Here is a 13,023-nt window from a genome sequence, read left to right on the forward strand (position 1 = left end):
GAAAAAGGGTTTGCAAAGGTTAAATCGTGTGCTATTATATTACCGTAACGTTAAGCGTTTCGCGGGTGTAGTTTAATGGTAAAACCTCAGCCTTCCAAGCTGATGACGAGAGTTCGATTCTCTTCACCCGCTCCAATTTTTAAATCGTATACTTGAATGTGCGGGTGTAGTTTAATGGTAAAACCTCAGCCTTCCAAGCTGATGACGAGAGTTCGATTCTCTTCACCCGCTCCAATTTCCGACATATTCGCGAGGCTTAACTCGCACACATAACCACATGGTGCACACCATGTAACGAGCAGGAGGTCATTCGACTTCCTGCTCTTTTGTTTTTTGACGTCACGCTTAAATGAGACCGATTCGGGAAAAGAATTGGAGATATGAAGGAGGGATCACCATGATTCAAGTCCGCCTACAGCCATTTACCGTTTATGAGAGTGCTTTAATGCGAACCACATCGACTTTGATCGACACTGAAGACAGCCTCATCTTAATCGACCCGAACTGGTTGCCAGAAGAAGTTGCGACCATCCGTCGCGATATCGAGTTGAAGCGACAAGGTAAGAAATTGTACGTCATTTATACGCACCAGCACTATGACCATATCATCGGCGCTTACGCTTTCCCTGATGCGACCGTGATTGCTTCAAAAGCGTTCGTCGAAACAGACGCCAGCGCCCAACTTGAAGAGATTAAAACGTTCTACGAACAGTATTACATCGACCGCCCGATTCAAAAGCCGGTCGTCGACATCATCATCTCCGAAGACAGTACGGTCGAGCTCGGTGCTACCCCGATCACGTTCTACTTGACGCCAGGACATGAAGCGACCCATATGTCACTCATTGTCGAACCGTTGCGTCTGCTCGTGTGCGGTGATTACGGATCGAACATCGAACCACCGTTCATTGAGCACGACGCGGAAGCGTATCTCGAATCGCTTCAAAAACTTCAATCCGCCGTCTACGAACACGAGATCCGTTGGCTCATACCCGGCCACGGCGACCTATGTGATGACCGCAGTAAGATGATCGAACGACTCAGCGCTGCCGAAGAATATATCCTCGCTTTGCCTGAAGAACGCGTCTGGTCCCCGCTTTGGCCTGAGCACGCCTTTTTTAACCGGGTTCACGAACGCAATCGAAAACATGTCGAACAAAAAGAGCATGAGCGCGAGGCACGCCAACGCGACTATTGACGCAAAAAAATCGCAACGTCTCCCCAAGACGTTGCGATCCCCCTATGTAAACCTATTTCTTTGTGATGCGTTCTGAACGGACCGTGAACATACGGTCAATCCCATAAATCGTCACTCCGGTAAGAGCGAGCAATCCGATCATAGCTGATGAAAACATTGACCATACCCCCATTGTTCACAAATTCGTCATAATCACCCCGTGCCTTCATTATAGAAGAAAACATTTCAAAAAGAAAGCGTTTTCTTCAAACTTTCTTCACAATTACTGATCGTTGTTTACTTCTCCTTCGTTTGTGTAGCAACATTCAAATATGTGTAGGTTTTATGGAATGTGGGAATACACTCTATAAGAATAAAAGAGACAGAAAGCTGTTCGCTGAGGAGGAAGAGGCATGATCAAATACGGCACGTTGGTGCGAGTCGAAGGGAAATACGCCGTGTTACGTTGGAACAACGGCTCAAGTTTTATCCCACGACGATTCTTGCCATCAGAAGCACGGGTTGGCGATACAATCATTCGAGATAACCACCATTATTATCTTGAAGAAGACATGACACCGAATTTCGATGCGCTCATCAAACAACATTATAAAAAGTAAACAAAGACAGACCGGTTCTCTTCCAGTCTGTCTTTGTACGTTCATTTTGTCTGTTCGCGTAACCAGTTAAAGTCGACCGGACCGACTTGTTTGGCTGTAATCACACCGTCCGGACCGACGACATACGTTGTCGGCAAAGCGACGACGCGGTACGTCTTCTCCACCGTGCCTGCTTCGTCCAATAATACCGGGAAGCTGACCGGGACTTCTTTCAAAAACGCCTCGACGTCTTGTCTGCCGCGTCGCTCATTTTTCGTGACGTTCACCCCAAGCACCGGAATCCCGGTTTCTTCGCCGAACTCGATCAATTCCGGCAGTTCTTCTCGGCAAGGCGGGCACCACGATGCCCAGAAGTTTAAGACGACTTGCTGTCCTGCGTACGCATCAAGTGCCAACGTTTCCCCTTCGATTGTCTCCAGTTCGAAGGCGGGCGCGCGTTGACCGATCTCGAGACCACCGAGAACCGTGTCGTCCGTCGCGACACGGTCAGTCTGTTCGCTCGCTTGACTCGCCTTGTATTCGTCATACCCTTTATAGCCCAGACCGGCGATCAGTCCCGCCATAATCAATCCAATAGCCAGTTTATGAAATCGCATCATTTACCTCTTGTTCTCTGTCCTATTCATTTCTAAACTTAACTTATCACATTCACTCAAAGGAGCGGAACTATCGTGCAACTTCACAATGAAAAAGTCAGTGTCACTTTGAAAGCGCAAGGCGCGGAAATGACGAGTTGGAAAGTCGACGGGACCGAGCTACTCTGGCAAGGCGACCCTACGTATTGGGGACGACAAGCCCCGATTTTATTCCCGTTCGTCGGACGGTTGTTGGATGACCGTTACTTATATGATGGCTTGACGTATACGATGAGCCAACACGGATTCGCTCGCGATGAGACGTTCGAAGTCGCAGAATCGTCTGATACACACGTCCGGTTCGTTCTCCGTGACTCGGTCGAGACACAGAAACACTATCCGTTCCCGTTCGAACTTCACGTGGACTATCGACTGATCGGCGAGGAATTGAACGTGACATATCGCGTCCGAAACGGCGGCGACGAGGTGTTACCGTTCAGCATCGGCGGACACCCTGCCTTCAATATCCCGTTCGCGGGCGGGGTGTTCGAAGAGTATACAATCGATTTCGGTGAGACGCGCTCACTTGATCGCTTATTGTTAGAGGGTCCTTATTTGACCGGCGCCTATCAACCGCTCGGCGAACGTCGCTACATCCCGCTCTCGCATCACTTGTTCGACCAAGACGCTTTAATTTTCGAAAATATCGAGTATGCTGCACTGCGCCACCAACCGAGCGGTCGCGCCATCGTCATGGAGTGCCCGACATTCACCCATTTCGGGATTTGGTCACCGCCTCAGTCTGACGCCCCGTTCGCCTGCCTCGAACCTTGGTTCGGTCATGCCGATTATAAAGGACATCGTAAAGACATCCGTCAAAAAGAAGATATGCAGTTGCTCGCACCGAACGAAACGTTCGAAGCGACTTACACGCTCTATACGGAATGAAAAAACGTGCTGACCGCATTGGTCAGCACGTTTTCGTTAGAAGCGGCTTTCTTGTTCCGCCTCATACTCTGAAGGCGGTTTTTTCATGACAATCGCGAGCACGATATAAATTAACAAGCCCGGTCCGCCGAATAAGGCGAGTACGACGAAGATGATCCGCATCAACGTCACGTCTACTCCGAGGTACTTCCCGAGCCCCGAGCAAACGCCTGCTATCATTTGGTCAGACGGATCTTTGTACAGTTTTCGTTCCATCAAGACACCTTCTCCTTCATTTTTTCGGTCATCGCTGTGGTCGACGAAGTGTCGTTCTTCCAGCTGTCGCGGCTTCGCCTCGACTATCAAAATCGAGTGCATCGTTGATCGGTGTACTTCCTGATCTAATTTCAATCCGACGTCCGTACAAGCCCCGATTATCGAGCGAGGCAGCAATGACTGTCGCGACGTCCGTCTCGGAAATCGTGGCGCCTGAGGCGTCACTTAAGTCTTCTGAAGCTTCGATCGACCCTTTTCCAGGTCCATCTATAATTGCCACTGGGCAAATGATCGTGTAGTTCAAGCCGCTATGTTCGATATACTCATCGGCCGCATTATTCGCAGACAAGAAGTTGTAATGTTCTTTCGGGCCCGCGTCTGGTCGATCGGCACCGTATGCGCTTAGTAAGACCACGTGACGGACGCGCTCTTTTTTAGCGGCGTCAATCGCTTTCATCGCGACGTTCCGGTCAAGCAGTTCAATCTCTTTGCTCGTGCCTTCAGCACCTGCTGTCGCAGCGACGATGACGGCGTCTTGGCCAGCGGTCGCCTCGTGAATCTTTTTATCAAGCTCTTTTTCAACATCGACGGTGAGCACGCGCGCACCCATTTTTTCGTACTCTGCTTGCAGTTCAGGATAACGAATTAAAGCGGTCACTTGATGCGTTTTCGCTAAACTTTTCAAGACACGTCTACCGATCTTTCCTGTTGCTCCAATGACTAAAACTTTCATTCAAATTTCCCTCCTCAAAAGAGTAGTTCATTTGATTAAAATTCCTCTTTCCGTACGGAATCAAACCCGTTTCGCAAAATTATCTCACAGTTCCCCACATCGTTAAGTCGAGCGCGTCACGAATCGATTGGACGCTCTCTTCATTCGGTTGATAATAGTAGATGTTGTCAATGTAAGCATCTTGTCCGTCGACTTGAAGTTTGTTCACTTCGGGTTGAAGCATCATCGTGAGGCCAACCGACGCCATTTGCAGCGGATTCATTTCGAGCCCCATCTCATCTTTCATAAAACTGTACGCGGCCGGGATCTTCGACCATCCGGCCGGGCTTACCAACTTGTCGGCCACTGCCGACATGACTTCGGTTTGGCGACTTGAACGGGCACCGTCTGTATCCGATTTACGATGTCGCGCGTAGGCGAGCGCCATATCCCCGTCCATCGAATACGATACACCTTCCGTGTATTCATACGTTTGATTAAACCCCTTTTCGCTGAACGAATGGGTGGCCGTGATGTTCACTCCGCCGACGACGTCGATCAATTCCATGAACGTCTCGAACGTGATGACGACTTGACCGTCGACCGAAGTCTCGGTCAATCCTTCGACTGCACCGACCGTACACTCCGCGCCTCCATAAGCGAAGGCATGGGTAATCTTATCGCCTTCGCGCTCAGGTTCACAAGGGATCGCCGTATACGTATCTCGTGGAATCGATACGTTTTGAACGGTCCGCGAACGCGGGACGAACTCCATCAACTGAAGCGAATCGGTTCGTGAACCGGACACCGATTCGCCGACACGGGCGTCACTGCCCATGACTAAGAACGTAACTGGGTTTGATGCCATATAACCGACCCCGATCACGAGGAGCAACAAGACGAGCAAGAGCTTTCCTTTCCAACTTCGGCGCTTGCGCTTGTCTTTTTGCGGCTTTTGTTTCGGCGGTACGCTGCTTTGCTGCTTCGGAACACGCTCTTTCGTGTCATGAGAGCGAGGTTCCCGCTTGTCCTCACGCTTTTGGCGCTTCGCTTTTTTCCCGAACGGCATCTTCAGTTTAGGTGCCTGAACCTTCCGTTTTCGATTATTGTTCGTCTCGGTCCGTTTTTCATCGGAACGATCTAAAAATGGATGGTCTTGTCCTTCCGCTTGCTTCGACTCTGGTGAAGGGCGAATCACTTCGTCTTCCGCCTCACCCGGATTCACTTGTTCATCGCGAGACAGTTCTTCTAGCCGCTCGCGTTCTAATTCACGTCTGCGTCGTTCGACACGTGAGAGTTGTTGATCGTCATTCATATGATGTACCTCTATAGTTTAGATTTTCCTACATTATCATCGACAAACTCTATTCTGACAACGGTTAGCGCAAAAATCCGTCTTAAGCATGAGACGCGAGGATTGTTTTAAATGAAAAGCGGGAAAGGAATAATAATCGGTGTCTGCCTATAAACGAGACATGGCAGCCCGTTCGATGTCCTTTGAAGGGAGGGAGAGCTAATGCGCATCGGGAAGCTCCGCATGTTACTTGAACAGTACGGAGAGACGACTCTTCGCGATTTAGTCGTCGAAATGTACCGAAACACCCCTAAAGCCGTTATCGAAGAAAAAGATATGGATTACATGATTAGTCAGTTCACTCGTTACAAAGAACAAAAATCGTCAGACGAGCGACATTCGCTCTCGCAGACAGTAATCCTCGCTGAACGCTTCGTGGAATTGGCTTACGATCACCTCTACTTGCTGCCAAATCAAATCATGAGCGAACGCGATCAAAAGAATTGGTATATACACGCCAAGAAAATCATTCGTGACTTATCGTATTACGCCGAAGATGAAGCAGAGGCACGGACGATGTATGAGGAAATGTTTTTACTCTTGTCCTCTTCGGCAGGGGAAGAGCCCCTATTTTCAACAAGTGACCCGTTTCGACTGCTGAAACTCTCGCAAACCACGATGCTCACTCAATTGATTCATTACTATCAACTCGACGCCCCCACCTCCGACGTGTGGATCGATCGTTCTTTGTACACGGCGCTCCACGTCCCAAAAGATGTTGACTCGACACGGGTCGACTTACTCTCTACACTTCTTGAGCAACCCTACACTTCGTTTGAATGGAATTTATTCCATCAACGCATCATCACACTTTGTGAACGGACACTTGCCAAAGCCCCGTCCGATGACAGTGCACTTGAGGACTATCAAGCACTTAAAATGCTTGAACTCGAACTCCTCGTTGAGCGCGGACAATTGTCAGAAGCTGAACGGAAGTTGTTTTCTGAGTACATCCCCTTCTTCTCACACCGTTCAGAACCGTTCAAAGTGTATGTCAATATGCTCGAGAGCCGCGGACATTCTGATGAAACGAAACGACTTCGCCGGCTAGCCAAAGAGAAACGCATCCAATTTTAAAAAAAAAGGGAGTCAACCGACGGCGTCGGTTGACTCCAAAACATGATATGAACGAGGGGTGTTCATCTGAAAAGAGGAGTGGAAGTTGGTGCAGAACTTCCTTCCTACATATCTAGTATAAAAGATATTTGAAACCGCTTCCGGGATAGTTATTGCAGTTTTGTGAACGTTTTCACGTTATTCAATCGCGTTAATAATGCCCAACCCGATCACTGACAACAGAACAATTAAAACGAAAATAAACACCATCTCATTTGGTGACCGGAAGCCTTCGTATAACTCGACCTGTTCTTCAACGATGACATTGTCATGGACTACAATCGGTTCAGTCTCGGCAAGAGCCGTGGCCGGGACACCGACCAATAGCAGCGCCAACCATAAACTTATTACGTATCGCATATCATACTCCTGTCGTTTTTTCTCACTGACAGTATAGCACGTCTCTCTCGCTTCGACCCATTCGCTTCTCCTCTTCCCACCGGAAAAGTTTAACAAATCTCACAGCCCCTTCGTTGCTCTAAACTTCCTCGTTCCGACACGGATCACACTTCGATAAAATGCTCATTCCAAAGCCATTTCCCTCACCATTCCCCTTTAAAAATCTGACTTTCCACGTGTCAAAACAGTAATCAAACATGATGAATGTTCATAAAATGAACACGACATTTTTCAATTGGTAGCCCTTACAATTTAAGGGTAGTGATTATTTTAGAAGAAAGAAGGATTCCTCATGAAACGGACGCTTATATTCGCGGAGTGTCGCCAAATCCAACCTAAAAAACGTTCACTGCTTCACCAATTGTACAACCCGGGCGAGTCGCCTCACATCCTCGCCATCCAACCACACCAATATGTCCATACGGCCTGGCAAGGAGATGTTCCCGTCGCAGCAATCGCCTCCGACTATAGCGATTATGCAACGGATCAGATGATCCGGCTCACGCACGAGGCGTATCGGGACCGCTATGTCTTCCGAGGTTTGCTCGACCGACTGATCCGTGAGATACGTCGAAACAGTATACATGACACAACGTTGCTGTTACACGTCAAACAAGACCACGACCAAGATAAGCGTCGAATGTTTGAAGTGCTCGGTTTTGATCCATATCACGAGACTGTCACTTACACATTGCCGCTCATCCCTTTCCAAAAATATACATACGAGAACTGGTCGCTTCACGTTGATTATTTTGCGACACACTCTAGCTGGCTCGCCTACCGAAATCAATATGCGCATATGCTGACTGATGTGTTGCCGCTGACTGCATCACGACTGCTCGAGCATGAACGTCGTCAGGAAGTCTTCCATTCCCTTAAATTAAAAGGGAAAATCGTCGGCATCATGCGATCTCGAATTGGATCTGGACGACTGGACGTATATGAACTCCACGTGTCAGGTAGCGATGAATTGATTCAAGAGGCCGTGTCTTTTATTCAGCAAGAATTTTATTTCCGGTTCAGGTCGCTTGAACAAATTCGGGTCACGTTGACTTCACTCCAACCAGAGCTACGATACGCTTTGATCCGACAAGGCGGATCGCCAACCCAAGCAGGAACCTACACGATGATTAAAGAAGTGGCGCCTTCCGCGCCATCGTTTCCACTCAATTAGAAAAAGACGCTAAACGTCACGTCCTTTTCACGGAAAGGATTCGTTCGTTTGGCGTCTTTTCTTCATTCAGCAGCGTTTGCCGATTCGATTGCTAAGGGTGGCATCTCTTCGAACAGCACGGTTCGAAGCCCGATATCACGTCGGTCCAACGATTCAATCCGATCGAATTGAATTTCACGGTCCGCGACACTGAACCAATACGTGATGTGAGGTTCATCCGTGAAGCGAAGCGCATAATTCGAACCGTTCAAATGAAAATCCACTTCGGTCGAAAGGATTTCTGCCGGGCCGATTTTTTTGTGGGTCGTCAGTCGTTCGAGAACGACTTGCTCCTCATTGATCTGATAATCGACAAATGTCGCAAGTGAGAGTCCAAACACAAATGATACCAGCGCGAACGCGCTGATCAATCCAAGAGTGATCTTTCCGTTCATGTCGCCGTCCCTCCCTCTTCTACTATATCGGATTTTGCTAAAACGTTGTGAAGTGACATTTTGTTCAAGTTTCGGCAAACTAGAGCAAGAGGAGGGATTAGTATGCAAATTGACCACACCGGGATCGCTGTTCGCGACTTAGACGAAGCGATCTCGTTTTACACGAACGTGTTACAAGGAAAACTTGTCGACCGTTATACGAATACGGCAGCCGGTGTCGAAACCGAGCTCGCCGTGATTCACGTCGGTGAAGACGTGATCGAGTTGCTCTTGCCGACAAGTTCGACGAGCCCGATCGCCCGATTCATGAAAGCACGCGGCAAAGGCGTTCACCACATCGCCTATCGAGTCGATGATTTAGAAGCATCGATTGCCGCTTTGAAACGCGACGGCATCACGTTTTTAGAAGATACGCTCCGAACGACGGCAAAAGGCCGACGCCTCATCTATATGGACCCACGCCACTCGGGCGGGGTCATCGTCGAACTATGTGATTATCCGGCAATGAAGCAGTGAGGGACATCCCTCACTGCTTCATTATTGTCCGCTCGATAATATCACGATTTTTCGCTTTCAACCGTTCGTTGTGCGACGACACCATCGCCGACTTCGTCGCGTCCGGATCGATGAACGTCTTGGCCCGGTTGACCGCGTTAGCCGCATCTTGGAACGCTCCCGCAATCAGATGCACCTTGCCTTCATGCGTCAAAATATCGCCCGCCGCATAAAGTCCAGGTACTGACGATTCACTGCTCGCGTTCCCGTTCACATAGAACCCATCCACCATCTCGACTTTTAACTCGCTGTCGTTGAGGAGAGCCGAGTCCTGTTCGTAGCCGTGGTTGATGACCACTTCATCGACCTCGACCAATTCACTTGCCCCGGTCCCGCAATCGATGAGCTTGACGGCATGGATCGTCGTGCCATCATTGGAAATCAAGTCCTCGATCGTTGTATGAAGTCGGCAGTCGACTCGGCCACAGAGGAGCTTGTCGACTTGCGATTCATGCCCTTTGAGCGCTTCTTTTCGATACGTCAAAATCACGCGCTCCGCAATCGGCTCAAGTTCGTTCGCCCAATCGATGGCGCTGTTGCCGCCACCGGAAATCAATACCGTCTTCCCTTTAAAACGCATCAACGACTTAACCGTATAGTGAAGGTTCGAGACTTCGAACCGCTCCGCCCCGCTGATCTCAATTTTTTGAGGTTGTAAAATACCGCTCCCCGTCGCGACGATGACCGTCTTTGACACGTGCCGGCCGTTCGTCGTATCGAGCACGAAATGACCAGTATGATCTTTCGCCATCGATTCTACTTTCTCGCCGAGCACGACGGTCGGATCGAACGTGAGACCTTGCTCGATCAATTGTTCGATGAGGCGGGCACCTGTCGTCGGGGTGACGCCACCGATATCCCAAATCATCTTCTCCGGATAGACATGGATCTTACCACCGAGATGCGGTTGAAATTCGATCAACTTCGTCTTCATCCCGCGCAACCCGCTATAAAAAGCGGCATACAATCCCGCCGGACCGCCACCAATGATTGTTACGTCGTACACGTCCTGTTCGCTCATCCGCTCCATCCTCCTTAAACATTTACCGTCACTGATTATCATTCTCATTTAATATACATCGAAATTTTAGTTCAGACAATCTATTTTGATATCAAAACATTCGTTGACAGCTTTTCATTTAGACTGCTATAGTTGACGTTACATTGAGAATCATTATCAAAACTACTGTTACGAGGAGAGGGGAATCCACATGTCACGGATCCATACGGCAGACATCGAGGTCGGTTACGGCGGCAAAACAATTGTGAAGCAATTGAGTTTATCGATCCCGGACCGTCAAATCACAACCATCATCGGACCGAACGGTTGTGGGAAATCGACACTCTTGAAAGCCATGACTCGGATTCTGTCCCCGTCTAACGGTTCGGTCCATTTAGACGGAGCGGACATCGCCAAATGCAATACGAAAGAAATCGCCCAAAAGATGGCGATTTTGTCGCAAACGCCTGAAGGCGCTGGCGGCTTGACCGTGGGAGAACTCGTCTCGTACGGTCGCTTTCCTTATCAATCCGGGTTTGGTCGTTTATCGAAACATGACCATGAAGTGATTGATTGGGCGCTTGACGTGACCGGTACGCTCGAGTTCAAAGATCGAAGCGTCGACGCCCTTTCAGGCGGACAACGCCAACGGGTGTGGATCGCGATGGCACTGGCCCAAGAGACGGACTTGATATTTTTAGATGAGCCGACGACGTATCTCGATCTCGCGCATCAGCTCGAAGTGCTCGAACTACTCGAGACGTTGAACCGCGAGCAGGGCCGGACGATCGTCATGGTCCTCCACGACTTGAATCAGGCCGCCCGGTTTGCCGACCATATCGTCGCCATGAAAGACGGAGAAGTGCTCGCGACGGGCTCCGCCGAGGAAGTCATTTGTCCGCTCGTCCTTAGACAAGTCTTTCATATCGATGCCATCATCGGACGAGACCCACGGACCGAAAAACCGATGTGCCTCACCTACCAACTTATAAAAGATGAGATTCAACGTGAAGCGCTCGACCCTTCGAGTGCTGATCTCGTTGCTAGTTCTCGTTAGTATGATGAAGCGAACGGAGCGCCTCGCACATTGCGAGGCGTTTTTCAGCAGGAAGAGGCGGGTAATGAGTGGAACATATTGAAGAAAGGGGGAAACGCTATGGATTGGCTCGATGGTTTGTTCATTCTCGTCTCGACCGCATGGCTGTATGAGATGAGGCGATACCGTAATCGTGATGAACCGACCGATGGCAACAGTGAGCACATGAGCTTTTACATCGTCTCACTCATTATGGTCACCGTGTTCGCCGTCTCGATCGGTTTATCTATTTTCACTGAAACACGCCAACCGCTCCTAGTCCGTTGGCTCGGGCTCGGGTGTTACATAGCCGGTGTTTCACTTCGTTACTGGGGAATCGCGCATTTGCGTCATCAATTCACTCGTCACGTCGTCGTCCGTCCTGCTGATGAGATCGTCAGCTCTGGACCGTACCGCTTTTTGCGCCATCCGCTCTATACCGGGCTATTATTTATCACGTTCGGATTTTCGCTCTATTTCAGTCATTGGGGCGTCGCGCTCGTCGGTACGTTCGCCATGGGGATCGCCTTGCTTTGGCGCATCCATATCGAAGAACAGATGTTGACGTCACACTTCGGCAGCGCCTATCAAACTTGGGCGAAATCACGAAAACGATTGATTCCGTTCATTTATTGAACAAGCGTCGAAAAACACGAATTGATAACCTCGACCCAACAAAAATGCGATCCTGTCAGCAAATGACAGGATCGCATTTTTTATACGGAAAATCGGCCGAGCAGTCGGACGATCAAAAAACCGGCAACGAACGAAACAACGCTCAAGACCCACATCGTCGCCGTCTCCGGAAGACCCGGGAAGACGACGGCGAGGGACCCGATGACGAGTCCTAAGATGACCGAGAACGTCATGCCCGGGAAATTCCCGAGCAAATAACGGATCACTTTACTGCTGACGATGAATCCGACGGCTACACCGAGTCCGACGATCCCGATAATGAGCACGTTCAAGTTCGACAAGGCGCTGATGACCGTCGGGTACACGCCAATCAAGAGCAAGACGAACGAGCCGCTGATCCCCGGGAGCAACATCGCCATACTGCCGAGCCAACCCGAGAAGAACAACAACAGCGCCGTGCCGGTCGACAGTTCAGTAATAATGGCTGTGTCGGCCGGTTTGATGATTGCCATACTTGCTACTAGAATCGCTCCGATCACCATCGCCACGATGTGCACGGGGCGCATCGTCGCACGCGATTTAAATTCAAACATCAACAGTGGGATAATCCCAAGAATCAAGCCGATGAAAAAGAACTGTGTAGGTGCATAGTATTCTAACAATAAAAATTCAATTAGACGGCTCAGTCCTAAAATCGCGGTTCCCATTCCGATTGCTAACGGAATTAGAAACCCAATATGCTTTTTCCACTGCCGACTGAACACACCGCTGATCGCTTCGATCAATCGATCGTAAATCCCTAAAATGACTGCGATTGTCCCCCCGCTGACGCCAGGAATCAAGTCACTCGTCCCCATCGCGATACCGCGCAGGATATTTTTCCACTCCATAATCGATCTCCTTTTATATCTGATTCGTTTCAAGCACTTAGTATATCCGAGAAGCTCGGGTTTTGCATCGGTTTCGAGACTGAGACTCGGACTTCGGTCCATG

Annotated in this window: 16 protein-coding genes and 2 tRNA genes; 10 read left to right on the plus strand and 8 right to left on the minus strand. The window is 49.5% G+C overall.

What is annotated here, in order from left to right:
• Positions 1-61 precede the first annotated feature (61 nt).
• The 4 genes from EVJ20_RS11170 (at position 62) to EVJ20_RS11185 (ending at position 1,797) form a co-directional block, all read left to right on the plus strand.
• Positions 62-135: transfer RNA gene (locus tag EVJ20_RS11170), tRNA-Gly, on the plus strand.
• A 25-nt stretch (positions 136-160) separates the two neighbouring features.
• Positions 161-234: transfer RNA gene (locus tag EVJ20_RS11175), tRNA-Gly, on the plus strand.
• Positions 235-397: 163 nt separating this feature from the next.
• Positions 398-1,198 carry an MBL fold metallo-hydrolase gene (locus tag EVJ20_RS11180; RefSeq protein ID WP_016508415.1) on the plus strand — a complete coding sequence of 267 codons (801 nt, stop codon included), beginning with the start codon at positions 398-400 and terminating at the stop codon, positions 1,196-1,198.
• 392 nt (positions 1,199-1,590) lie between these two features.
• Positions 1,591-1,797, plus strand: a complete 207-nt coding sequence (locus EVJ20_RS11185; protein WP_016508383.1) for a DUF3006 domain-containing protein — start codon at positions 1,591-1,593, stop codon at positions 1,795-1,797.
• A gap of 41 nt (positions 1,798-1,838) precedes the next feature.
• On the opposite strand, the gene EVJ20_RS11190 is transcribed toward EVJ20_RS11185, so the two are convergent.
• Positions 1,839-2,393, minus strand: coding sequence for a TlpA family protein disulfide reductase (locus tag EVJ20_RS11190; RefSeq protein ID WP_070328877.1), 555 nt, complete (start codon positions 2,391-2,393; stop codon positions 1,839-1,841).
• Between the two features lie 75 nt (positions 2,394-2,468).
• Here EVJ20_RS11190 and EVJ20_RS11195 point away from each other — a divergent pair, with 75 nt between their 5' ends.
• Positions 2,469-3,320 carry an aldose 1-epimerase family protein gene (locus EVJ20_RS11195; protein ID WP_233589682.1) on the plus strand — a complete coding sequence of 284 codons (852 nt, stop codon included), beginning with the start codon at positions 2,469-2,471 and terminating at the stop codon, positions 3,318-3,320.
• Positions 3,321-3,356: 36 nt separating this feature from the next.
• Here EVJ20_RS11195 and EVJ20_RS11200 read toward each other — a convergent pair whose 3' ends face one another.
• From EVJ20_RS11200 to EVJ20_RS11210, 3 genes are all read right to left on the minus strand, one after another.
• Positions 3,357-3,575, minus strand: a complete 219-nt coding sequence (locus EVJ20_RS11200; protein ID WP_016508377.1) for a PspC domain-containing protein — start codon at positions 3,573-3,575, stop codon at positions 3,357-3,359.
• Between the two features lie 28 nt (positions 3,576-3,603).
• Complete coding sequence (locus EVJ20_RS11205) at positions 3,604-4,308, minus strand: NAD(P)-binding oxidoreductase (protein WP_071399121.1); 705 nt, start codon at positions 4,306-4,308, stop codon at positions 3,604-3,606.
• Positions 4,309-4,387: 79 nt separating this feature from the next.
• Positions 4,388-5,602, minus strand: a complete 1,215-nt coding sequence (locus EVJ20_RS11210) for an LCP family protein (RefSeq protein ID WP_131508219.1) — start codon at positions 5,600-5,602, stop codon at positions 4,388-4,390.
• A gap of 201 nt (positions 5,603-5,803) precedes the next feature.
• Between EVJ20_RS11210 and EVJ20_RS11215 the strand changes: the two genes are divergently transcribed.
• Positions 5,804-6,718 carry a hypothetical protein gene (locus tag EVJ20_RS11215; protein ID WP_070328874.1) on the plus strand — a complete coding sequence of 305 codons (915 nt, stop codon included), beginning with the start codon at positions 5,804-5,806 and terminating at the stop codon, positions 6,716-6,718.
• Between the two features lie 177 nt (positions 6,719-6,895).
• Here EVJ20_RS11215 and EVJ20_RS11220 read toward each other — a convergent pair whose 3' ends face one another.
• A complete protein-coding gene (locus EVJ20_RS11220) occupies positions 6,896-7,117 on the minus strand; it encodes a hypothetical protein (RefSeq protein ID WP_035385937.1) in 222 nt (73 codons plus the stop codon).
• 331 nt (positions 7,118-7,448) lie between these two features.
• On the opposite strand from EVJ20_RS11220, the gene EVJ20_RS11225 reads away from it, so the two are divergent.
• Positions 7,449-8,330, plus strand: coding sequence for a hypothetical protein (locus tag EVJ20_RS11225; protein ID WP_131508221.1), 882 nt, complete (start codon positions 7,449-7,451; stop codon positions 8,328-8,330).
• A 62-nt stretch (positions 8,331-8,392) separates the two neighbouring features.
• On the opposite strand, the gene EVJ20_RS11230 is transcribed toward EVJ20_RS11225, so the two are convergent.
• Positions 8,393-8,764 carry a hypothetical protein gene (locus EVJ20_RS11230; RefSeq protein ID WP_070328872.1) on the minus strand — a complete coding sequence of 124 codons (372 nt, stop codon included), beginning with the start codon at positions 8,762-8,764 and terminating at the stop codon, positions 8,393-8,395.
• A 102-nt stretch (positions 8,765-8,866) separates the two neighbouring features.
• Here EVJ20_RS11230 and EVJ20_RS11235 point away from each other — a divergent pair, with 102 nt between their 5' ends.
• Complete coding sequence (locus EVJ20_RS11235; protein WP_070328871.1) at positions 8,867-9,280, plus strand: VOC family protein; 414 nt, start codon at positions 8,867-8,869, stop codon at positions 9,278-9,280.
• 10 nt (positions 9,281-9,290) lie between these two features.
• On the opposite strand, the gene EVJ20_RS11240 is transcribed toward EVJ20_RS11235, so the two are convergent.
• On the minus strand, positions 9,291-10,340 hold the full coding sequence (locus EVJ20_RS11240; protein ID WP_070328870.1) for an NAD(P)/FAD-dependent oxidoreductase: 1,050 nt from the start codon (positions 10,338-10,340) through the stop codon (positions 9,291-9,293).
• 190 nt (positions 10,341-10,530) lie between these two features.
• On the opposite strand from EVJ20_RS11240, the gene EVJ20_RS11245 reads away from it, so the two are divergent.
• Positions 10,531-11,376 (plus strand): ABC transporter ATP-binding protein, encoded by an 846-nt coding sequence (locus EVJ20_RS11245; RefSeq protein WP_070328869.1) that lies wholly within the window; start codon positions 10,531-10,533, stop codon positions 11,374-11,376.
• A 99-nt stretch (positions 11,377-11,475) separates the two neighbouring features.
• On the plus strand, positions 11,476-12,030 hold the full coding sequence (locus tag EVJ20_RS11250) for a methyltransferase family protein (protein ID WP_016509434.1): 555 nt from the start codon (positions 11,476-11,478) through the stop codon (positions 12,028-12,030).
• An 80-nt stretch (positions 12,031-12,110) separates the two neighbouring features.
• Here EVJ20_RS11250 and EVJ20_RS11255 read toward each other — a convergent pair whose 3' ends face one another.
• Positions 12,111-12,920 (minus strand): DUF368 domain-containing protein, encoded by an 810-nt coding sequence (locus tag EVJ20_RS11255; protein ID WP_070328868.1) that lies wholly within the window; start codon positions 12,918-12,920, stop codon positions 12,111-12,113.
• Positions 12,921-13,023: the final 103 nt, after the last annotated feature.

Source organism: Exiguobacterium sp. SH0S1, from assembly GCF_004337165.1.
Lineage (GTDB): Bacteria > Bacillota > Bacilli > Exiguobacteriales > Exiguobacteriaceae > Exiguobacterium > Exiguobacterium aurantiacum_A.